This window comes from Bacillus sp. es.034, from assembly GCF_002563655.1.
Lineage (GTDB): Bacteria > Bacillota > Bacilli > Bacillales > Bacillaceae_B > Rossellomorea.
The window spans coordinates 815,001-835,000 of sequence record NZ_PDIY01000001.1; the positions used below are offsets into that span (position 1 = coordinate 815,001).

At 45.0% G+C, this 20,000-nt stretch carries 19 protein-coding genes, 1 tRNA gene, 2 rRNA genes, 1 other RNA gene and 1 other annotated feature (2 of these 24 cut by a window edge); of the genes, 7 read left to right on the forward strand and 16 right to left on the reverse strand.

Annotation, left to right across the window (positions count from 1 at the left end):
* Positions 1–147 carry the 3' end of a PaaI family thioesterase gene (locus ATG71_RS04245; RefSeq protein ID WP_098438574.1) on the forward strand. Its footprint begins 330 nt before the window's first position, so the window shows 147 of its 477 coding nt (coding positions 331–477); its start codon lies off the left edge, out of view; the stop codon is at positions 145–147.
* Between the two features lie 65 nt (positions 148–212).
* On the opposite strand, the gene ATG71_RS04250 is transcribed toward ATG71_RS04245, so the two are convergent.
* The 7 genes from ATG71_RS04250 to tadA form a co-directional block, all read right to left on the reverse strand.
* Positions 213–476 carry a pro-sigmaK processing inhibitor BofA family protein gene (locus ATG71_RS04250; protein WP_034766123.1) on the reverse strand — a complete coding sequence of 88 codons (264 nt, stop codon included), beginning with the start codon at positions 474–476 and terminating at the stop codon, positions 213–215.
* A gap of 62 nt (positions 477–538) precedes the next feature.
* Positions 539–757: a YaaL family protein gene (locus ATG71_RS04255; protein ID WP_034766121.1), complete on the reverse strand. Its 219-nt coding sequence runs from the start codon at positions 755–757 to the stop codon at positions 539–541.
* A gap of 17 nt (positions 758–774) precedes the next feature.
* The gene (gene recR, locus ATG71_RS04260; RefSeq protein WP_034766119.1) at positions 775–1,371 is read right to left on the reverse strand and encodes a recombination mediator RecR; all 597 of its coding nucleotides are present in this window, start codon (positions 1,369–1,371) and stop codon (positions 775–777) included.
* Positions 1,372–1,382: 11 nt separating this feature from the next.
* Positions 1,383–1,709: a YbaB/EbfC family nucleoid-associated protein gene (locus tag ATG71_RS04265; RefSeq protein WP_375162873.1), complete on the reverse strand. Its 327-nt coding sequence runs from the start codon at positions 1,707–1,709 to the stop codon at positions 1,383–1,385.
* Between the two features lie 29 nt (positions 1,710–1,738).
* Positions 1,739–3,427, reverse strand: coding sequence for a DNA polymerase III subunit gamma/tau (gene dnaX, locus ATG71_RS04270; RefSeq protein WP_098438575.1), 1,689 nt, complete (start codon positions 3,425–3,427; stop codon positions 1,739–1,741).
* A gap of 151 nt (positions 3,428–3,578) precedes the next feature.
* Positions 3,579–3,843: signal recognition particle sRNA large type (gene ffs / locus ATG71_RS04275), an RNA gene on the reverse strand.
* 98 nt (positions 3,844–3,941) lie between these two features.
* Positions 3,942–4,436 (reverse strand): tRNA adenosine(34) deaminase TadA, encoded by a 495-nt coding sequence (gene tadA / locus ATG71_RS04280; RefSeq protein ID WP_098438576.1) that lies wholly within the window; start codon positions 4,434–4,436, stop codon positions 3,942–3,944.
* Between the two features lie 82 nt (positions 4,437–4,518).
* Between tadA and ATG71_RS04285 the strand changes: the two genes are divergently transcribed.
* From ATG71_RS04285 to ATG71_RS04310, 5 genes are all read left to right on the forward strand, one after another.
* Complete coding sequence (locus tag ATG71_RS04285; RefSeq protein WP_098438577.1) at positions 4,519–5,058, forward strand: cysteine hydrolase family protein; 540 nt, start codon at positions 4,519–4,521, stop codon at positions 5,056–5,058.
* A 78-nt stretch (positions 5,059–5,136) separates the two neighbouring features.
* Entirely contained in the window at positions 5,137–6,423 is a 1,287-nt protein-coding gene (locus ATG71_RS04290; protein ID WP_098438578.1) for a glycoside hydrolase family 18 protein, read from the forward strand.
* A 230-nt stretch (positions 6,424–6,653) separates the two neighbouring features.
* Positions 6,654–7,310: a deoxynucleoside kinase gene (locus ATG71_RS04295; protein ID WP_060675048.1), complete on the forward strand. Its 657-nt coding sequence runs from the start codon at positions 6,654–6,656 to the stop codon at positions 7,308–7,310.
* Positions 7,294–7,962, forward strand: coding sequence for a deoxynucleoside kinase (locus ATG71_RS04300; RefSeq protein WP_044340684.1), 669 nt, complete (start codon positions 7,294–7,296; stop codon positions 7,960–7,962). Before ATG71_RS04295 ends, ATG71_RS04300 begins: the two co-directional genes overlap by 17 nt.
* A gap of 283 nt (positions 7,963–8,245) precedes the next feature.
* Positions 8,246–8,608, forward strand: a complete 363-nt coding sequence (locus ATG71_RS04310) for a hydrolase (protein ID WP_098438580.1) — start codon at positions 8,246–8,248, stop codon at positions 8,606–8,608.
* Between the two features lie 106 nt (positions 8,609–8,714).
* Here ATG71_RS04310 and ATG71_RS04315 read toward each other — a convergent pair.
* The 6 genes from ATG71_RS04315 to guaB form a co-directional block, all read right to left on the reverse strand.
* Positions 8,715–8,807, reverse strand: a tRNA-Ser gene (locus ATG71_RS04315).
* Between the two features lie 116 nt (positions 8,808–8,923).
* Positions 8,924–10,198 carry a serine--tRNA ligase gene (gene serS / locus ATG71_RS04320; RefSeq protein WP_098438581.1) on the reverse strand — a complete coding sequence of 425 codons (1,275 nt, stop codon included), beginning with the start codon at positions 10,196–10,198 and terminating at the stop codon, positions 8,924–8,926.
* Positions 10,199–10,246: 48 nt separating this feature from the next.
* Positions 10,247–10,455 (reverse strand) — a binding site (T-box leader).
* 53 nt (positions 10,456–10,508) lie between these two features.
* A complete protein-coding gene (gene pdxT, locus ATG71_RS04325; RefSeq protein ID WP_098438582.1) occupies positions 10,509–11,099 on the reverse strand; it encodes a pyridoxal 5'-phosphate synthase glutaminase subunit PdxT in 591 nt (196 codons plus the stop codon).
* Between the two features lie 11 nt (positions 11,100–11,110).
* Positions 11,111–11,992: a pyridoxal 5'-phosphate synthase lyase subunit PdxS gene (pdxS, locus tag ATG71_RS04330; RefSeq protein WP_061811515.1), complete on the reverse strand. Its 882-nt coding sequence runs from the start codon at positions 11,990–11,992 to the stop codon at positions 11,111–11,113.
* A gap of 263 nt (positions 11,993–12,255) precedes the next feature.
* Positions 12,256–13,563 (reverse strand): D-alanyl-D-alanine carboxypeptidase family protein, encoded by a 1,308-nt coding sequence (locus tag ATG71_RS04335; RefSeq protein WP_286162904.1) that lies wholly within the window; start codon positions 13,561–13,563, stop codon positions 12,256–12,258.
* Between the two features lie 243 nt (positions 13,564–13,806).
* Positions 13,807–15,270, reverse strand: a complete 1,464-nt coding sequence (gene guaB / locus ATG71_RS04340) for an IMP dehydrogenase (protein WP_098438584.1) — start codon at positions 15,268–15,270, stop codon at positions 13,807–13,809.
* Between the two features lie 112 nt (positions 15,271–15,382).
* Here guaB and ATG71_RS04345 point away from each other — a divergent pair, with 112 nt between their 5' ends.
* Positions 15,383–16,318, forward strand: coding sequence for a YaaC family protein (locus ATG71_RS04345; protein WP_098438585.1), 936 nt, complete (start codon positions 15,383–15,385; stop codon positions 16,316–16,318).
* A gap of 33 nt (positions 16,319–16,351) precedes the next feature.
* On the opposite strand, the gene ATG71_RS04350 is transcribed toward ATG71_RS04345, so the two are convergent.
* The 3 genes from ATG71_RS04350 to ATG71_RS04360 all read right to left on the reverse strand — a co-directional run.
* Entirely contained in the window at positions 16,352–16,837 is a 486-nt protein-coding gene (locus ATG71_RS04350) for a glutathione peroxidase (protein WP_098438586.1), read from the reverse strand.
* 763 nt (positions 16,838–17,600) lie between these two features.
* Positions 17,601–17,717, reverse strand: a 5S ribosomal RNA gene (gene rrf, locus ATG71_RS04355).
* A 103-nt stretch (positions 17,718–17,820) separates the two neighbouring features.
* Positions 17,821–20,000 (reverse strand): 23S ribosomal RNA (locus ATG71_RS04360); it runs 756 nt beyond the window's last position.

Consider the following 20,000-nt stretch of genomic DNA (forward strand, 5'->3'; position numbering starts at 1 on the left):
CACAATGTTCCATTAAAAGCAGTAGGAACGATCCACGAGGTTCATCCGAAGAAGTTTAAAGTGGAAACAGAGGTGTTCGCAGAGGGGAATCTATGCGCACGGGGAGAAGTAGTAGCGGTTGTTATGCCAAAGACATTCGTCAAATAAAAAGCAGTCAAGACCCGGGTAAATTCCACCTGGATCTTGACTGCTTTTTCAATCGGCTTTGACGATTATAATATCCACATTTGAATCACCGTAAGTCCCACTACCCCCGGAATACCTAATATCCCTGAAATAGATGAGGTGGCGACGTTAATGGGAACGTGAATTCCGTACTGACTTCCAAAAGCGTTCAGGAAAAATAAAAATAGTGCTCCGATCATGACCTTCATGGCGACTTGTCCAACAAACCGCAGTGGCTTGATAGGCGTACCCGTCGCTAACAGCAGTACGATCAGTCCACTGATCACCGCTATGACGATAACTGGGCTCATACCCTTCTCTCCTCTCAACAAAGAACAAATTTAGTCTCTTATTGAAAGGATATGATGGTTGTCTACCTTTTTATGACGATCTTTCTATGTTTCGCTTCCCTAAAAAGAAAAAAATATTTGGCTTCTGCGATTTTCGAATGACAGTGGATGTTCAAATTATAGTCCACACTCATCTCTTCTATTGAACGCTGCTGATTCCAATGATCCTTTGTTTCGTCTAAAACGTGAAGTAAGGATTGGTCATACTCTTTTTTCAGCTTTCCTTTTTTCCTGAAAAACATAGGTATCCTCTCCTTCGTTAAACGTCTCTTCTTCCTTCAAGGGCTTTCGATAACGTTACTTCATCTGCGTACTCGAGGTCACCACCGACGGGAAGTCCGTGGGCGATCCTTGTGATCCTGATACCGGATGGTTTGACGAGTCGGGAGATGTACATGGCTGTCGCTTCCCCTTCAATATTGGGGTTGGTTGCCAGGATGACTTCCTGGACTTCATCACTTTGAAGTCGTTTGATGAGGTCAGGTACATTAATGTCTTCAGGTCCGATCCCATCCATCGGGGAGATGGCTCCATGAAGCACATGATATTGTCCGTTATACTCTTTCATCTTCTCCATCGCGATGACATCCTTGGGGTCCTGCACGACACAGATGATGCTGCGGTCACGCCTTTGATCCTCACAGATATAGCAGGGATCTTGATCCGTTATGTGTCCGCAGACGGAGCAGTAACTCAAGTTACGTTTTGCATTGACCAGTGCTTTCGCAAAGTCCAATACGGTATCCTCTTTCATACTAAGAACAAAAAAAGCCAGGCGGGCCGCAGTTTTCGGCCCGATTCCCGGCAGTTTCATAAAGCTGTCGATCAGCTTTGATATAGGCTCAGGATAATGCATATTTTTGCCTCCTAGAACATTCCCGGTAGGTTCATTCCTTTAGTGAACTGACCCATGGTTGAGTTCGTTAGTTCGTCCGCTTTCTTTAGTGCATCGTTAGTCGCTGCAAGAACCAAGTCTTGTAACATTTCTACATCATCCGGATCAACCGCTTCTTCGTTGATTTTCACATCAATGACTTGTTTGTGACCGGACACGATGACTGTTACCATTCCGCCGCCTGCTGTTCCTTCGATTTGCTTTTCACCCAGTTCTTCCTGAGCTTCCGCCATCTTCTTTTGCATTTTTTGCATTTGCTTCATCATGTTTTGCATATTTCCATTTCCACGCATCATCATCATTACCTCCAGTTTATTTTTAAAAAATATTAATCGTTAAGTTCTATTAAGTCCATACCGACCAGCTTTTCTGCTTCCGTTAAGAGGGAATCTTCTTCTTGATCCCCGCCGGATGAATCTCCATCCTCTGTTTTCGAGTTCCGGATGAAGTCTTCCCTGATGGACACCCACTGATCTTCAGGAATTCCAATAGCCGCATAGCTATTTCCCGTTAACTCTTCCAAAATGGAAGCAATGGCTGAAGTAAAAGCTTGATTCTCCATTGCCATCTGACAATGGATATCATATTTGAATTTTAACACAAATGAGCCGTTTGTTGCTGCTACAGGTTCAGCATCATTTAATAATGCAGACTGCGAACGCATCTGACGCTGATTAAGGGTTTCCACCATGTCTCCCCATCGGCTCTTGATAAGATTCAAATCTTCTTTCGTAGCCGTTCGGAGTACTTCCTGAATCTTACCGGTAGGGGCACGGAATCCTTTCTTCGCCCTGATCGGCTTTTTGGTAGCTTGTGCAGCGGGCTCCGCTTGAACCTTGACTCCATTTGCCTTCAGCTGTTCGACCTCTTTTTCAAGAAGGTTGATCTTTTTCATCAAGTCATTTACTTCCGGAGAAGAAGCCGATACGGGCGCTTCCATCTGACAAAGCTTCACAATGGAAACCTCCAGATAAATCCGGGCATGATTCGTAAACTTCATTTCCTGACCGGCCTGATTCAGAACGTCAATGTACTGATAGATCTGCCCAGGCTGGGTACGCTCTGCCAATTCTTTAAAATCATCGTCGAGCATGACCCGTTCCAGTGATTCCTCCAGGTTCGGGGCGGTCTGGTATAACAGCATGTCCCTGAAATAAAGGATGAAGTCTTCTGCAAACCTCGCCGGGTCCTTCCCTTGAAACAGGAGCTCTTCCAGGGCCCCTAAACCAGTTGTAACATCTCGTTCCAGGATAGCCTTTGCCAGGGTATTCAAGTAACCTTGAGAAACGGCTCCCGTTACCGTCAGGGCATCGTCGACCGTGACCCGGTCCTGACTGAAGGAGATCGCCTGATCGAGAAGGCTGAGGGCATCCCGCATCCCACCCTCGGCAGCCCTTGCGATGATCGTCAGGGCATTTTCTTCAAAATTCACGCCGGATTCTGTGGCAATATGACTCATTCTTCCCACAATATCCATGGCGGTGATCCGTTTGAAGTCAAATCGCTGACAGCGCGAAATGATTGTCAGGGGAATCTTATGGGGTTCGGTCGTCGCCAGGATGAATATGACATGCTTAGGCGGCTCCTCCAATGTTTTCAAAAGTGCATTGAATGCTCCAATGGACAACATATGAACTTCATCGATGATGTAGACTTTATACTCGACAACGTTTGGAGAATATTTGACTTTATCACGGATGTCCCGGATCTCCTCCACCCCGTTATTGGAGGCGGCATCGATTTCAATGACATCAGGGATCGAACCGTCCGTGATCCCTTTACACGCATCGCACTCATTGCAAGGTTCCGCTACAGGGGAACGTTCACAGTTAACGGCTTTTGCCAGGATCTTCGCTGCACTCGTCTTCCCTGTCCCTCTTGGTCCCGAGAATAAATAGGCATGGGAAATCTTCTGATGAAGGAGGGCATTTTGCAACGTTTTCGTTACATGCTGCTGTCCCACTACATCAATAAATGACTGAGGACGCCACACACGATATAAAGCTTGATATGCCAAAATACTCCCCCCTCTTTTTATGTACTATAGTGTCTCTATTATAACGTAATGTAAATCCCTTTTACAAAGAAAACCGGAGATCAATTTAAACCTTTGCACAAACAAAAAACCCACCCGGAAATGGATGAGTTGTTGTATATTAATTAAACTGCCGTGCACCTTTCGTCGACAAGCATCCATAGGCGTTACTCAAGCAGTTAGCTCGGCCCAGGCAACCCTGCGGCACATGGGAGCTTCCACTTAATGCTGCTTCCTTCCGGACCTGACATGGTTCATGGATTCCCATTGCGCAGGACCCAGGCGTCAACACCACTTACTTGAGGCAGGCCCTACAGAGTGCGAGCCTCGGAAAGGAATTCGGTCTCGCTAGAGCGGATTGCGAGTACAGGGCACCGCTACCTCCCCACCTAGCACGGCAAAATTGATACCATATTTAGTTGCGTCATTAGTGCGACGCAAGATTAAGTATACTAGGATTTACGGTAAAAAGCAATGATGGAATGCTGTAAGTTATTTACAGACTATCCATCCCCTTTTTCTTCTCGATTTTCTTCCGCTCCCTTAACCCTTTAAAAAATCGGGAGAGGATTCCACCACATTCCTCCGACAAAACCCCAGGCACTACTTTACACTGGTGATTGAACCGATCATCCTCAAGTAGATTCATCAACGTACCGGCACAACCCGCTTTCGGATCCTTTGCCCCATAAACGACTTTCTCGATTCTTGATAGGATGATGGCCCCGCTGCACATGGGACAAGGTTCAAGGGTGACATAAAGCTCCGCTCCTTCAAGACGCCAGGTGCCAAGCTTCTCACACGCCTCCTGGATCGCCAATGTTTCGGCATGGGTGATGGCGTTTTGGCTTGTTTCCCTCAGATTATGGGCCCGGGCGATGATTTCGTCATCCATCACAATCACGGCGCCAATCGGAACTTCCTGGATCGCGGCTGCTTTCTCTGCTTCTTTCAGTGCTTCTTTCATAAACTGTTCTTCTCTTATACCCATTTTGTACTCCTGTAAATTTATTTCTCTTTTCTTTATAAAATATCCACATTCACACCAAACTATAGTGGAAAGGGGCTTTCACATGATACCTAACGATACTGCTCTCCTGGTCATCGATATTATGAATCCATTTGACTTCAAACACGGGGAAACCCTGGCACAACACACCGCCAGGATTGTCGATCCCATTAACTCCCTGCGTCGCTATTGCATGAAACATCAGCTTCCTACCATCTATATTAACGACCATTACGAGCTTTGGAAAGCAGATTACAAAGAGATATACAAAAAGTGTCATAACAAAAGGAGCGACCGCATCATGACACCTCTCCAACCGATGGAAGACGATTACTTTCTTATTAAACCGAAGCACTCTGCCTTTTATGGTACGGCATTAAACACACTTCTTCACCACTTATCCGTCAAGAACCTGATCATCACAGGGATTGCCGGCAATATATGTGTACTCTTCACAGCCAATGATGCCTATATGAGAGAGTTTACCCTGATGGTGCCCGGTGACGCCATCGCTTCTGTCAGTGAAGAAGACAATCACTACGCCTTGACGATGATGAAAAATGTCTTAAAAGCAAAGATTGATCCCACCAGTGGGATTTTATAAAATTTCTGGCAGAAAACATATTCAAACCACCCTTCTCATACGCTGATTATAGTGAATGTATTAGAGGAGGGTTTGTTTATGCAAATACATGTTGTCCAGCCGAACCAATCTTTATTTGGCATCGCTCAAGCGTATGGGTCAACAGTTAATGATATAGTGGACGCCAATCAATTGCCGAACCCCAATAACTTAGTGATCGGCCAATCACTGGTCATCCCGATTATAGGAAGTTTTTATTTTGTTCAACCCGGGGATAGTCTTTGGGGCATCAGTCAAAAAACGGGCGTCCCTTACCAGGAACTTGCAAGGGTGAACGGGATTTCTCCTAATCAGCCTCTACAGGTGGGGACTCGTTTATACATCCCACAGAAGTCCAAGGTGAAAGCAGAGTTTAATGGGTATGTTGAGCCATACGGAAAGGAAGTGGCCCCGAACCTTGAACAAAGCGCCAAGGAAGCTGCCCCCTACCTCACGTATCTCGCTCCATTCAGTTTTCAGGCGAAGCGGGATGGGACTTTGAAGGAACCTCTCCTCGGAAACCTCATTCAAACGGGGAAAGACAATAATAATGTCATGATGATGGCCATCACCAACCAGGAGGAAGGGACATTCAGTGATGAACTGGGCAGAATTCTATTAACCGATCAGAACATCCAGAATAAGTTCCTGGATAACGTTGTCCAAACCGCCAAAAAATATGGATTCAGGGATATTCACTTCGACTTTGAGTACTTGCGCCCACAGGATAAAGAAGCCTACAACCAATTTCTACGAAAAGCGAAGGCACGCTTCAACCAGGAAGGATGGCTGCTCTCCACCGCCCTTGCCCCAAAGACCAGCGCGGATCAAAAAGGGAAATGGTATGAAGCCCATGATTACAAAGCCCATGGTGAAATTGTCGACTTCGTGGTCATCATGACGTATGAGTGGGGCTACAGTGGAGGTCCCGCCATGGCAGTCTCCCCTATCGGACCGGTGAGGGATGTTCTCGAGTATGCTGTTTCCGAGATGCCTCCATCCAAGATTCTCATGGGGCAGAATTTATATGGTTATGACTGGACACTTCCCTTCGTACAGGGAAGTACAGCCAAAGCCATCAGTCCTCAACAGGCAATCCAGATAGCCGCTGATAACAATGTCAAAATCGATTATGATCAAAAAGCGCAGGCACCCTTCTTCAAGTACCGTGATGCAGATACCGGAAAAGATCATGAAGTCTGGTTTGAAGATGCACGGAGCATCCAGGCCAAATTCGATCTTATGAAAGAATTGAAATTGAGGGGGATGAGTTATTGGAAGCTCGGTCTCTCTTTCCCTCAAAACTGGCTGTTAATATCCGACAATTTCAACGTTGTAAAAAGATAATTAATAGTAGCTGATGGATAGGTAAATCTATAAACACCTATTCATCAGCTTTTTATGTGCGTCTTCATAAAGTTCCCTTACAGGAAGCCGATACAATGAAGGTGATGTGTTTTCTCTATCACAGGAAATATCCTGAACAAACCATCCATATATTGTGTTACAATAATTCCTGTCGTAATTTTTCACACTAAATACGAGAAAAGATTGCCGTAATATGAGGAGGACAATTAATGGGGCGCATTCCTTTCATTACCGTTGAAGGCCCGATTGGAATAGGAAAAACCTCTCTTGCAAAAGCGATTTCCGATCATTTTCAATTTCACCTGCTTAAAGAAATCGTAGATGAAAACCCATTCTTAGATAAGTTTTATGATGACATTGAAGAGTGGAGCTTTCAAACAGAGATGTTTTTCTTATGCAATCGATATAAACAATTAGAAGATATCGAGAAACACTACTTATCTCAGAACAAATCTGTCGTTGCAGATTATCATATTCTTAAAAACATTATCTTCGCAAAACGCACGTTGAAGGACGAACAACAATTCAAGAAATACCTCAACATCTATGACATCCTGACTTCAGATATGCCGAGACCCAATGTGGTCATTTACTTGAACGCAAGCTTAGATACGCTCTTGAAGCGGATCGAAAAAAGAGGACGTGATTTCGAAAAGAAAATCAGCCCTCTATACCTGAAGCAGCTATCACTCGATTATGAAGAATACATGAATACATTCGAAGAAACACACCCGGATATCCCTGTTCTTCGCTACAATGGCGATCACGTCGATTTCGTTCAAAACAAAGAAGATCTGGATCACATTCTTACTCAATTAGAAACTACACTGAAAAAAGGAGTTCACTATCATGAATCTTCGCACTAAATACGGAATTCCGAACAACGCCGTGATCACCATTGCCGGAACGGTCGGTGTCGGGAAATCCACGATGACAAACGGATTGGCCAATGCTTTGGGCTTCCGGACGTCATTTGAAAAAGTGGATACGAATCCTTATCTCGATAAATTTTATCAGGACTTTAAAAGCTGGAGCTTCCACCTTCAAGTCTACTTCCTGGCAGAACGCTTTAAAGAACAGAAGAAAATCTTTGAATACGGCGGCGGCTTTATCCAAGACCGATCCATCTACGAAGACACAGGCATATTCGCCCGCATGCATTATGAAAAAGGAAATATGAGTGAAATCGACTATGAAACCTATACAAGCCTATTCGATGCCATGGTCATGACACCGTATTTTCCACACCCTGATCTATTGATTTACCTTGAAGGATCCATTGATAATGTCGTGGACCGCATCCGTGAGCGGGGTCGCCCGATGGAACAGCAAACGCCTGTTGCCTACTGGGAGGAAATGCACGAGCGCTACGAAAACTGGATCAATTCCTTTAACGCATGTCCTGTCCTCAGACTCGACATCAGCGAATACGACCTCGTCAACGACCAAAACTCTATCGAACCAATCGTCGAAAGAATCGGCTACTTCATAGAACAGACGAGAATGTTAAAAAGCTAAACGAAAAGCGGAGGCGCCTTGGTCAGGCCCGACAAGCATAAGACGAGCCATCCAAAAAGGCGGATTTTTGCCTTTTTGGATGGCTTGACTTATGACCTCGAGGGACTAGGCGCCGGAGCTGGATCAGAATATATAAAAAAAGACTATTCTGCGACTAAGAGTAGTCTTTTTTTATATTCTATCCACAAAATGCCTAATAACGAAACGAGGAAGACCCATCCGTTTATTTCCATTCGAAAAGAGGTATAGGTAGTAACAAATAATTGATGAAGGAGATGTAGAGATGATGGAAGCGAAACAAACTTATTTTGTTGATATCAGCAGCGGGGATATTCTGCAGGATCCGAATCAAAACGCCAGTCCGAGCTTTCGGATATTCGCAACCCCTACAGAGGTGAACGAGCTTAAAATGCTCTTTAACGATAATTATGATGATGACATGTCCACCATGAGACGCGCTCAGGTTCCATTCCGCCAGTATCATAATTCACCAGAAGATAATCATTATGATCAATCGATGAGGGATATTTATGCAAAGATCTACCTGCTGGGGGATGAAGAAGCACGCAGTCATATTACAGCGATCGGTGTACTCGAAAACACGTCCGATCACCATGTAAGAGAAGATATAGAGAACCTTAAGTAAGAGGTACCAGGTCCTTCGACATGGGGATAAAATAAAAAAATTCGTTACATAAAATGTAACGAATTCTATCTCCAAAGTTTATGCGCGATGGTTATAAAAAAATCAATGGAGGAGGAAGGGGGATTCGAACCCCCGCGGGCTGTTACACCCCTGTCGGTTTTCAAGACCGATCCCTTCAGCCGGACTTGGGTATTCCTCCGTATCGACAAGAATTATAATAACATGGTGTATATATGGAGTCAAGCATATTTCATAAAAAATTTAAAAGAAGTCTCACGGATGGACGCGAGACTTCTTTTTGCTGACAAAAATGTTTTATTTAATGACTTCCACTCCACCCATGTATGGACGAAGGGCTTCCGGTACGATGACACTGCCATCTTCCTGCTGGTAGTTTTCCAGGATGGCGGCGACTGTTCGTCCAATCGCTAATCCAGAACCATTTAACGTATGCACATGTTCAGGCTTCGCGTTGGGCTCTCTTCTGAAGCGGATGTTGGCACGTCTCGCCTGGAAGCTCTCAAAGTTACTGCAAGAAGAAATCTCACGGTACGTACCGTAACTTGGAATCCAGACTTCAATGTCGTACTTCTTGGCTGCAGTGAAGCCCAGGTCCGCTGTACACATAGATAATACGCGGTACGGAAGACCAAGCAGCTGAAGAACTTTTTCAGCGTGACCCGTCAATTTCTCTAACTCATCATAAGAGTCCTCAGGCTTCACAAAGCGTACCAGCTCGACTTTATTGAACTGATGCTGACGGATCAGCCCTCTTGTATCACGTCCTGCAGATCCCGCTTCAGAGCGGAAGTTGGCGCTGTATGCCACATAGCTTACAGGCAGCTCGTCAGCCTTCAGGATTTCATCGCGATGATAATTCGTTACAGGCACTTCTGCCGTAGGAACTAAGAAGTAGTCCTCGCTCTCGATTCTGAACGCATCCTCTTCAAACTTTGGAAGTTGTCCTGTCCCTGTCATACTCGCCCGATTCACAAGGAATGGAGGAATCATTTCCGTATAACCATGCTCATCCATATGAAGGTCCATCATAAAGTTGATAAGGGCTCTTTCAAGTCTTGCCCCGAGGCCTTTATAGAAAACGAAACGGCTTCCCGTCACTTTCCCTGCCCGTTCGAAATCAAGGATTCCGAGATTTGTTGCTACATCCCAGTGAGGCTGTGCTTCGAAATCAAATTCCCGGACCTCGCCCCATTTACGCGCTTCGATATTATCATCTTCTGTTTCCCCCACAGGTACCGTTTCATGGGGGATGTTTGGAATAGAAAGAAGGATTCGCTCAAGCTCTTCCTCGATGCCTCTTAATTCATCATCCAACTTTTTCACCATGGCTCCTACTTCACGCATCTCCAAAATCATATCCTGAGCATCTTTTTTCTCTTTTTTCAGCTCGGCAATTTGTTGGGATACTTCATTACGCTTGCTCTTTAGGTCTTCACTTTCCACAAGGAGCTCTCTTCTTCTCTTATCAAGCTCTTCAAACTTATCGAAGTCCTCCAGGTTCTCACCACGGTGCTGAAGTCGGGCTTTTACATCTTCCAGATTGTTACGTAAATACTTAATGTCTAACATGCCGTTTCTCTCCTTTTTATAAAAAAATAAAAAACCCCCATCCCTGGTAAAAGGGACGGAGGTTTCCGCGTTGCCACCCTAATTGAAGACGCAAAGCATCTTCCTCTTAAGAGATGGTAACGGAATCACCGAAAATACCTACTTCATTCAGTACTTCACTCAAGGATGGATTCGTAAAGCTCCTGCATCGATTCTCACCGGCCATCGACTCTCTTTAGCAAGCTTTCTTTACTACTATTTCCTATCAACGATTTAAATTTTAATTGGTTATTTCATAATCTACTACAATGTTTTCCATTTTGCAATAGAATTATGCGATTGTTTTCTCCATGCTTTCCTTCACCATTTCAACGAAGAAAGCGGTCAAACGATGATCATCCGTCAATTCAGGATGGAAAGAACAGCCGAGGAACTGACCATGGCGGGCAAGCACGATACGCTCATTATGCTTCGCCAGGATTTCAACATCTTCTCCCGCTTCCACGATATGAGGCGCACGAATGAAGACGGCATTGAATCCTTCTCCTACATGGGCAATCGAAAGGTCCGCTTCGAAGCTTTCCTTCTGACGGCCAAATGAATTACGCTCCACCGCCACATCCATCACCCCAAGATGAGGTTCTTCGTAACCGACAATATGCTTCGCTAACAGAATCAAACCGGCACATGTTCCAAAGATCGGTTTCCCTGCTTCTGCGAATTGCCTTAACGGCTCCATAAAGCCATAGCGGTCAATCAGCCTTCTCATCGTCGTACTTTCTCCGCCAGGCATGATGAGCCCCTGAATCTCTTCCAGTTGCTCTACACGCTTCACGACGATCGCCTTGGCCCCAGAGGCCTCGATTGAACGTACATGCTCCCTGACGGCACCTTGAAGTCCTAATACACCGATGTTCAACATAGAATCACACCTTACCATCCACGATCTTGCATGCGGTTTTCAGGGAGGATAGAAGAAATTTCTACGCCCTTCATGGCTACACCAAGCTCTTTAGACAGTTCTGCGATCAACTTGTAATCCTGGTAGTGAGTAGTTGCTTCTACAATCGCTCTTGCGAATTTCTCAGGGTTCTCTGACTTGAAGATACCAGAGCCTACGAATACTCCGTCAGCCCCGAGTTCCATCATAAGAGCAGCATCAGCTGGTGTGGCAATTCCGCCTGCAGCAAAGTTTACAACAGGTAAACGACCGTTTTCCTTAATTTCTAACAATAATTCGTATGGAGCTCCCAGTAACTTCGCTTCTGTCATGATCTCATCTTCATTCATGCTCACTAGCTTACGTACTTGAGCATTTACCTTACGCATATGACGAACCGCTTCAACGATGTTACCTGTCCCAGGCTCACCCTTTGTACGAAGCATAGATGCCCCTTCACCGATACGGCGGGCAGCTTCACCTAAATCTCGGCATCCGCATACGAAAGGAACCGTGAAATCTCTTTTATTTAAATGGTACTCTTCATCAGCCGGCGTCAATACTTCACTTTCATCAAGATAATCAACACCCATTGATTCAAGGACCCTTGCCTCAACGATATGACCGATACGAGCCTTCGCCATTACCGGAATCGACACGGCACCCATCACTTCTTCAATAATACGAGGATCTGCCATTCTTGCCACTCCACCTGCAGCACGGATGTCTGCTGGAACTCGTTCTAAAGCCATTACCGCAACTGCACCCGCAGCTTCAGCAACTTTTGCCTGCTCTGCATTGACAACGTCCATGATCACGCCGCCTTTTTGCATTTCAGCCATACCTCTTTTTACACGATCTGTACCAGTCTTCATATCTATATCCCCCTTATATTTATCCCTTGCCTGCCCCACAACTTCCCAAAAAAGGAAGAAAACGTGACTAAAACAATCGGAATGATTATGTAACCCTACTGCTAAATAAACAATAAAAATGGGCTTATGTCAAGACGAAAAGCAGAGGGGCTTTGCTCAGAGGCGACAAGCATTCCTTTAGTCCCTTTGTATAATCCCCTACAATAATTCAATTATAAAAAACACCAAGACCTGTCCAACTTAAGTCTTGGTGTTTCACTATATTAGAACCAGCCTTTAACCGTAGAGGTAATGGAATCCCAGATATCTCCGAAGAAGCCACCGACGGCTCTCATGGAAAGGACGAACCAGTTCGCTTTCTCGATACCATCCACTGTCACAACAGATGCTTTTGAAGCGTTTGTCCCTTTATCCGTAAGATAACCTAGATCTTTTTTACCTTTAGCTTCCAGCGTGATATACCCGACCTTTTCTCCTTCTTTAATAGGAGCCGTCAGTTCGCCATTGTCATTCAACTTTTTCTTATCCAACACAAACTTAGGCTTGTATTGATCTTCTTCACCGTTCTTAACCACCATGCTTAATGGAGAATCGGTTTTGATTTGAACTTCTTTTTCTTTACCTTTTTGAACAGGAAGTGTTTTATGGCCTTTTACTTTGTAGTCAGCAGGAAGGACTTCTTCCATTGTGAAATTAGTAAAAGCGTAATCTAACATTTTTCTTGTTTCATTAAACCGTGCGTCATAAGAATTCTCACCAGAGCTGATATCCACGTTCATCACCACTGTAATATAACGCATTCCATCCCTTTCAGCTGTTCCGGTAAAACATCCACCCGCAAAATCAGTCGTACCGGTTTTTAAACCGTCCATACCCTCGTATTCACGGATTAATCCAGGCAGCATCCAGTTCCAGTTTTTCATCGGGAAAGCATCTTCAGTGCCTTCAGCGAATGTTTTCTTTGCAATTTTTGATGTATCAAGGATTTCAGGGAAATCTTTCATCAATCGATAAGCAAGAGTTGCGGTATCTTTCGCAGACATCACATTTTCTTCATCCGCTCCACCGACCACTTGATCCACATAAGGAGCTAAATCTTTATTATTCAATCCAGTCACATTGACAAATTTATAGTTTTCCAAGCCAAGTTCTTTGGCTTTATCATTCATCATTTGAACAAACTTTTCTTGAGAACCGGCTACAGTTTCAGCGATAGCCATCGCTGCAGCATTTGCAGATTCAATTGCCATTGCCTCATACAGATCTTTGATTTTATATGTACCCTCTTCTCTTAATGGAACATTACTCAGATTATCATTATGGGACATATTCGAAATTTTTGTCGGAACCGTGTATGTCTGATCCCATTTCACTTTACCTTCTTTAACCGCTTCAAGTAACACGTACTCCGTCATCATCTTCGTCATACTTGCAATTCCTTGAGCAGTATCGGAATTCTTTTCATACAGAATCTTACCTGTACTTGCTTCTACTAAAATCGCAGCTTTTGCGTTTACATCCAAGTCACCTTGAGCATTGGCAGGTTTCTGCACCATACTCATTGCCATCATAAAAACCATCATACAAACAAAAGATTTTTGAATCCAACTTCTTTTCACTGTTAGCCCTCCAAGATTTTATGTACACCTTCGTTATTTTAACATAGTTCCAAAGGTAAGAATAGACAGAGAATATGACTAGTTTTGGTATAGGTCAAGGGACTTGCGGCCTCTTAAAAAAGGCGGAGAATGACCTTTCTTTCCAACTAAAAAAAGCTGACCAGGAAATTCTGATCAGCTTTTGTCATTATTTTCTTATAAAGAGTAGTTTGGTGCTTCTTTCGTAATCTGAACATCATGTGGATGACTTTCACGAAGGCCGGCACCTGTCATTTTAATGAACTGCGCCTTTTCTCTTAAGTCGAATAAATCTTTCGTTCCACAGTATCCCATTCCTGAACGCAAGCCCCCGACCAGCTGATACAATGTATCGGCTAAAGGTCCTTTATAAGGAATACGCCCCTCGATGCCTTCTGGAACGAACTTTTTCGCTTCTTCTTGGAAATAGCGGTCCTTTGATCCTTTTTCCATGGAGCTGACAGAACCCATCCCTCTATATACTTTAAAGCGGCGACCTTGGAAGATTTCCGTTTCGCCAGGGCTTTCAGATGTCCCTGCCAATAAGCTTCCAAGCATCACTGCATGTCCTCCGGCTGCCAAGGCTTTCACGATATCACCGGAGTACTTGATGCCTCCATCGGCGATGATGCTCTTACCGTGCTTCCTTGCTTCCGTTGCACAATCATACACAGCGGTAATTTGTGGAACCCCTACACCTGCAACAACGCGGGTTGTACAGATCGAACCAGGTCCGATTCCCACTTTGACCACATCTGCACCTGCTTCAATCAATTCTCTTGTCGCTTCAGCCGTCGCTACATTACCTGCAACGATATTTAACGTTGGATAAGCTTCACGTATTTCACGAACAATAGAAAGGACTCCAGCGGAATGACCGTGAGCCGTATCGATCACGATGACATCCACATGGGCTTTAACCAAATGTTCTACACGAGTTAATGTGTCCTTTGAAATACCAACTGCTGCTCCTACTAATAAACGCCCTTGAGCATCTTTAGCCGAATTCGGGAACTCGATGACTTTCTCAATATCCTTGATCGTAATCAATCCTTTGAGTGTTCCTTCTTGATCGATCAAAGGCAGCTTTTCAATCTTATATTGCTGAAGAATTTTTTCCGCTTCTTCTAGGGTAGTGCCGACTGGAGCCGTTACAAGATTCTCTTTCGTCATGACATCCGAAATCTGGATCGAATAATCCTGGATGAAACGAAGGTCGCGATTCGTTAAAATCCCGACAAGCTTCTGTTCTTGCTCGTTGTTCACAATCGGAACACCGGAAATTCTATATTTGCCCATCAAGTGCTCTGCAGAAAAAACTTGATGATCTGGAGTTAAAAAGAATGGATCAGAGATAACTCCACTTTCGGAACGTTTTACTTTATCGACCTGTTCAGCCTGCTGTTCAATACTCATATTCTTGTGGATGATACCGAGTCCACCTGTTCGAGCCATTGCAATTGCCATTTCAGCTTCGGTTACAGTATCCATCCCTGCACTGATGACAGGAACATTCAGCTTAATTGAGTCCGTTAATTCAACAGAGATGTTTACATCCTTTGGTAACACCTCTGATTTAGCTGGTAATAATAGCACATCGTCAAACGTTAAACCTTCTTTAGCAAATTTAGAATCCCACATGTTTTCGGCCTCCCTAGTCCCAAAATATTATTAGTAGGTTATCAATTGGTTAAAATACTGTCAAGAAGAATAGGATTAATTTAACTTTTCAGAATAATTAGAAGGTGATCTCTTGAACGAAATAAGTCAGCACTGGGACTTCATTCACTATTTTCAATCAGCGGAATACTCCCAGAAGTTTCTAAAAAAATGTTACGAAAAACTGGGTTCCATCCAAGCTGAAGTAAAGAGTTATGATAACTGTTATCCATTCATGTATTACCTGGAACAAGGAGAGCTTTATTATAAGCAAGCCATGTTGTCTCCACTTTCACTAAAGCCCATATTGCTTTTTTATGGATACATTCATTTCATTAAAGCGATTGTCCTGACAGAAGATCCGGAATACCCTGAAACAACAACGGTTCTTGCTCATGGGATTACCTCAAGAAAAAGAAAGAAGCAGCAGTACAGGTTTCTACAGGATGAGGTAAAGGTTCAGAAAAACGGCCTTTTCTCACACTTTTCGGACCTCGTGTTCCACGTGAAACATATCATCGGAGAAAAATACAAAATGGAAGATCTGCTCGTTCAAATACCTGAACTCGAAGAAGCATTTCTGATTCTGCTCAAAAAGAAAACCATGTTCTGGTTCACCGACCAGCACGAACTGACGATCGACGAGTCCTTACTCTCCCACTTTCATATGTCCGAGTCTTTATTTACACAGTACATGAACGAAAAAATAACGGGGAATTCAATCTGGATTACAAATGACAAGCTGCACGCATCGAGCGCTGAGGAACACCTGCCTGTCAGATGGCATTTAAACAAAAACCGATCGGCACTGCCAGGGATTCGAAACGAAGCATCAGGCATACCTGAAGTACTCATCCACTATGCCATTCTATATAACCTGAGCATGATTGCCCGGTACGAAACCGAATGGTGGGTGGAACTATTAAAAAACCGCACCAATGAAGACTATCCAATCATTACGACGTTTCTCAACGTCACAACAGAAAAGTCACCCTATCTATTACTCAAGATACTTAAGGATAAAACATAGGAGAAAGAGAAAGGTCGAGCCTTTTCTCTTTCTCTATTCAGCCTGAAGCAACTTTTTAATATCATCCTCAATTTTACGGGGATTGGTTTGTGGCGAATACCGGTCGAATACCTCACCATTTTTCCCAACCAAAAACTTAGTGAAGTTCCATTTAATATTTGAAAGAAGAACGCCTTTTTTCTCCCGGGTTAAAAATGTGAATAATGGGTGAGCTTCCTTTCCCTTTACATCCACCTTCGCAAACATCGGGAATGATACTCCGTAATTTACCTGACAGAATTCCATAATATCATCCTGATTATCGAACTCCTGGTTCATGAATTGATCACACGGAAAACCCAATACGACAAGCCCTTCTTCTTTATACTCTTCATACAGGCCCTGAAGCTCTTCAAATTGGGGCGTAAAGCCACACTTACTTGCTGTGTTCACAATCAGCATGACCTTCCCACGATACTCGTCCAGCGACGTCACAGACCCATTCGCTCTCTTAACAGTAAAATCATAAATTGTCGTCATGTTTTTCTCTCCTTGTGTATACTCTTACTTAAATAATACGTTAGGAGGTTGGGAGATAGCAATTTTTAGTGGGTGGTGGGATCGTGGGACGGGGAGGCGTGGCGGTTAGACGCCTGATATCCGATCTCGTGCTTCTACTAGATTTGGTTATTGGGATAAAGAAAGTTTTATAAGCCTTTAGTATCTTAGCAAAACACCTCGAATCAGAACAAAAAGAACCAAAAAATGTGTCCTGGATTAACAATGGGGGTTAAAATTGCGAGATTACTAGCTTTTCATCAGGATTCTCGTGATGATGAGAAATGGAAGATAGGTTAATTGCGTCATTTGGGGAGGGGATTGCGTCGTTTTTGAAATTATTACGTCATTTTTTCTTTTATTGCGTTTTTACCAAATACTTACTTTTCATATACTCCCTCTCATCCTTTTCTAACAATCAAAACCAAAAAAGAGCAACTCACTAAGAGCTACTCTTTTCCTATTTGCCTGGCGACGTCGTACTCTCACAGGGGGAGCCCCCAACTACCATCGGCACTGAAAGCTGCGGCTAGTGATGAGCGGCGAATCTCTTCGTCCGCTTCACTCGTTCAGATCCTCGTGTGGACACCACACTCCGGTCTTCTCTCCCTCGCGTCCTCGACCTTCTTGCTCCTCCCTACCCTCGCACTGCGGTCGAGGAGAGATCAGACAAATCTTTATGTTCTTCGAACTTCAAATCAAACCAAAAAAAGAGTAACTCCTAAGAGCTACTCTTTTCCTATTTGCCTGGCGACGTCCTACTCTCACAGGGGGAGATCCCCCAACTACCATCGGCGCTGAAGAGCTTAACTTCCGTGTTCGGCATGGGAACGGGTGTGACCTCTTCGCCATTATCACCAGACGAATATTTAATTGAAGGATTGTTCCTTCAAAACTAGATAAAGAATTGATGTCAAGAAAGCCGAATATCGACCAATTGTTTGTTCATATAAATATGACTCTTTGTGGTTAAGTCCTCGATCGATTAGTATCAGTCAACTCCACATGTCGCCATGCTTCCATCTCTGACCTATCTACCTAGTCATCTTCTAGGGATCTTACTCACATACGTGATGGGAAATCTCATCTCGAGGGGGGCTTCATGCTTAGATGCTTTCAGCACTTATCCCTTCCGCACATAGCTACCCAGCGATGCCTTTGGCAAGACAACTGGTACACCAGCGGTGCGTCCATCCCGGTCCTCTCGTACTAAGGACAGCTCCTCTCAAATTTCCTGCGCCCACGACGGATAGGGACCGAACTGTCTCACGACGTTCTGAACCCAGCTCGCGTACCGCTTTAATGGGCGAACAGCCCAACCCTTGGGACCGACTACAGCCCCAGGATGCGATGAGCCGACATCGAGGTGCCAAACCTCCCCGTCGATGTGGACTCTTGGGGGAGATAAGCCTGTTATCCCCGGGGTAGCTTTTATCCGTTGAGCGATGGCCCTTCCATGCGGAACCACCGGATCACTAAGCCCGACTTTCGTCCCTGCTCGACTTGTAGGTCTCGCAGTCAAGCTCCCTTGTGCCTTTACACTCTGCGAATGATTTCCAACCATTCTGAGGGAACCTTTGGGCGCCTCCGTTACTCTTTAGGAGGCGACCGCCCCAGTCAAACTGCCCACCTGACACTGTCTCCCACCCCGATAAGGGGCGCGGGTTAGAATTTCAATACAGCCAGGGTAGTATCCCACCGATGCCTCCACCGAAGCTGGCGCTCCGGTTTCCAAGGCTCCTACCTATCCTGTACAAGCTGTACCAAAATTCAATATCAGGCTACAGTAAAGCTCCACGGGGTCTTTCCGTCCTGTCGCGGGTAACCTGCATCTTCACAGGTACTATAATTTCACCGAGTCTCTCGTTGAGACAGTGCCCAGATCGTTACGCCTTTCGTGCGGGTCGGAACTTACCCGACAAGGAATTTCGCTACCTTAGGACCGTTATAGTTACGGCCGCCGTTTACTGGGGCTTCGATTCGCACCTTCGCTTGCGCTAAGCACTCCTCTTAACCTTCCAGCACCGGGCAGGCGTCAGCCCCTATACTTCGCCTTACGGCTTCGCAGAGACCTGTGTTTTTGCTAAACAGTCGCCTGGGCCTATTCACTGCGGCTCTCTCGGGCTTGCACCCTACCAGAGCACCCCTTCTCCCGAAGTTACGGGGTCATTTTGCCGAGTTCCTTAACGAGAGTTCTCTCGCTCACCTTAGGATTCTCTCCTCGCCTACCTGTGTCGGTTTGCGGTACGGGCACCTTTTTCCTCGCTAGAGGTTTTTCTTGGCAGTGTGGAATCAGGAACTTCGCTACTATAATTCGCTCGCTATCACAGCTCAGCCTTCACGATGACGGGATTTGCCTCATCATCAGCCTAACTGCTTAGACGCACATATCCAGCAGTGCGCTTACCCTATCCTCCTGCGTCCCCCCATTGCTCAAACGGAAAAGAGGTGGTACAGGAATATCAACCTGTTGTCCATCGTCTACGCCTATCGGCCTCGACTTAGGTCCCGACTAACCCTGAGCGGACGAGCCTTCCTCAGGAAACCTTAGGCATTCGGTGGATGGGATTCTCACCCATCTTTCGCTACTCATACCGGCATTCTCACTTCTAAGCACTCCACCAGTCCTTACGGTCTAGCTTCGCAGTCCTTAGAACGCTCTCCTACCACTGACACCTAAAGGTGTCAATCCACAGCTTCGGTGATACGTTTAGCCCCGGTACATTTTCGGCGCAGAGTCACTCGACCAGTGAGCTATTACGCACTCTTTAAATGGTGGCTGCTTCTAAGCCAACATCCTGGTTGTCTAAGCAACTCCACATCCTTTTCCACTTAACGTATACTTTGGGACCTTAGCTGGTGGTCTGGGCTGTTTCCCTTTCGACTACGGATCTTATCACTCGCAGTCTGACTCCCATGGATAAGTCTTTGGCATTCGGAGTTTGTCTGAATTCGGTAACCCGATGAGGGCCCCTAGTCCAAACAGTGCTCTACCTCCAAGACTCTTACACATGAGGCTAGCCCTAAAGCTATTTCGGAGAGAACCAGCTATCTCCAAGTTCGATTGGAATTTCTCCGCTACCCACACCTCATCCCCGCACTTTTCAACGTGCGTGGGTTCGGACCTCCATTCAGTGTTACCTGA

What these genes read in the sequence shown, in the direction of transcription:
- ATG71_RS04250 (WP_034766123.1), bottom strand. Translation starts at nt 476, where the DNA reads ATGAGCCCAGTTATCGTCATAGCGGTGATCAGTGGACTGATCGTACTG.
- ATG71_RS04255 (WP_034766121.1), bottom strand. Translation starts at nt 757, where the DNA reads ATGTTTTTCAGGAAAAAAGGAAAGCTGAAAAAAGAGTATGACCAATCC.
- recR (WP_034766119.1), bottom strand. Translation starts at nt 1,371, where the DNA reads ATGCATTATCCTGAGCCTATATCAAAGCTGATCGACAGCTTTATGAAA.
- ATG71_RS04265 (WP_375162873.1), bottom strand. Translation starts at nt 1,709, where the DNA reads ATGATGATGCGTGGAAATGGAAATATGCAAAACATGATGAAGCAAATG.
- tadA (WP_098438576.1), bottom strand. Translation starts at nt 4,436, where the DNA reads ATGGGTATAAGAGAAGAACAGTTTATGAAAGAAGCACTGAAAGAAGCA.
- ATG71_RS04285 (WP_098438577.1), top strand. Translation starts at nt 4,519, where the DNA reads ATGATACCTAACGATACTGCTCTCCTGGTCATCGATATTATGAATCCA.
- ATG71_RS04290 (WP_098438578.1), top strand. Translation starts at nt 5,137, where the DNA reads ATGCAAATACATGTTGTCCAGCCGAACCAATCTTTATTTGGCATCGCT.
- ATG71_RS04295 (WP_060675048.1), top strand. Translation starts at nt 6,654, where the DNA reads ATGGGGCGCATTCCTTTCATTACCGTTGAAGGCCCGATTGGAATAGGA.
- ATG71_RS04300 (WP_044340684.1), top strand. Translation starts at nt 7,294, where the DNA reads ATGAATCTTCGCACTAAATACGGAATTCCGAACAACGCCGTGATCACC.
- ATG71_RS04310 (WP_098438580.1), top strand. Translation starts at nt 8,246, where the DNA reads ATGATGGAAGCGAAACAAACTTATTTTGTTGATATCAGCAGCGGGGAT.
- serS (WP_098438581.1), bottom strand. Translation starts at nt 10,198, where the DNA reads ATGTTAGACATTAAGTATTTACGTAACAATCTGGAAGATGTAAAAGCC.
- pdxT (WP_098438582.1), bottom strand. Translation starts at nt 11,099, where the DNA reads ATGTTGAACATCGGTGTATTAGGACTTCAAGGTGCCGTCAGGGAGCAT.
- pdxS (WP_061811515.1), bottom strand. Translation starts at nt 11,992, where the DNA reads ATGAAGACTGGTACAGATCGTGTAAAAAGAGGTATGGCTGAAATGCAA.
- ATG71_RS04335 (WP_286162904.1), bottom strand. Translation starts at nt 13,563, where the DNA reads ATGATGGCAATGAGTATGGTGCAGAAACCTGCCAATGCTCAAGGTGAC.
- guaB (WP_098438584.1), bottom strand. Translation starts at nt 15,270, where the DNA reads ATGTGGGATTCTAAATTTGCTAAAGAAGGTTTAACGTTTGACGATGTG.
- ATG71_RS04350 (WP_098438586.1), bottom strand. Translation starts at nt 16,837, where the DNA reads ATGACGACAATTTATGATTTTACTGTTAAGAGAGCGAATGGGTCTGTG.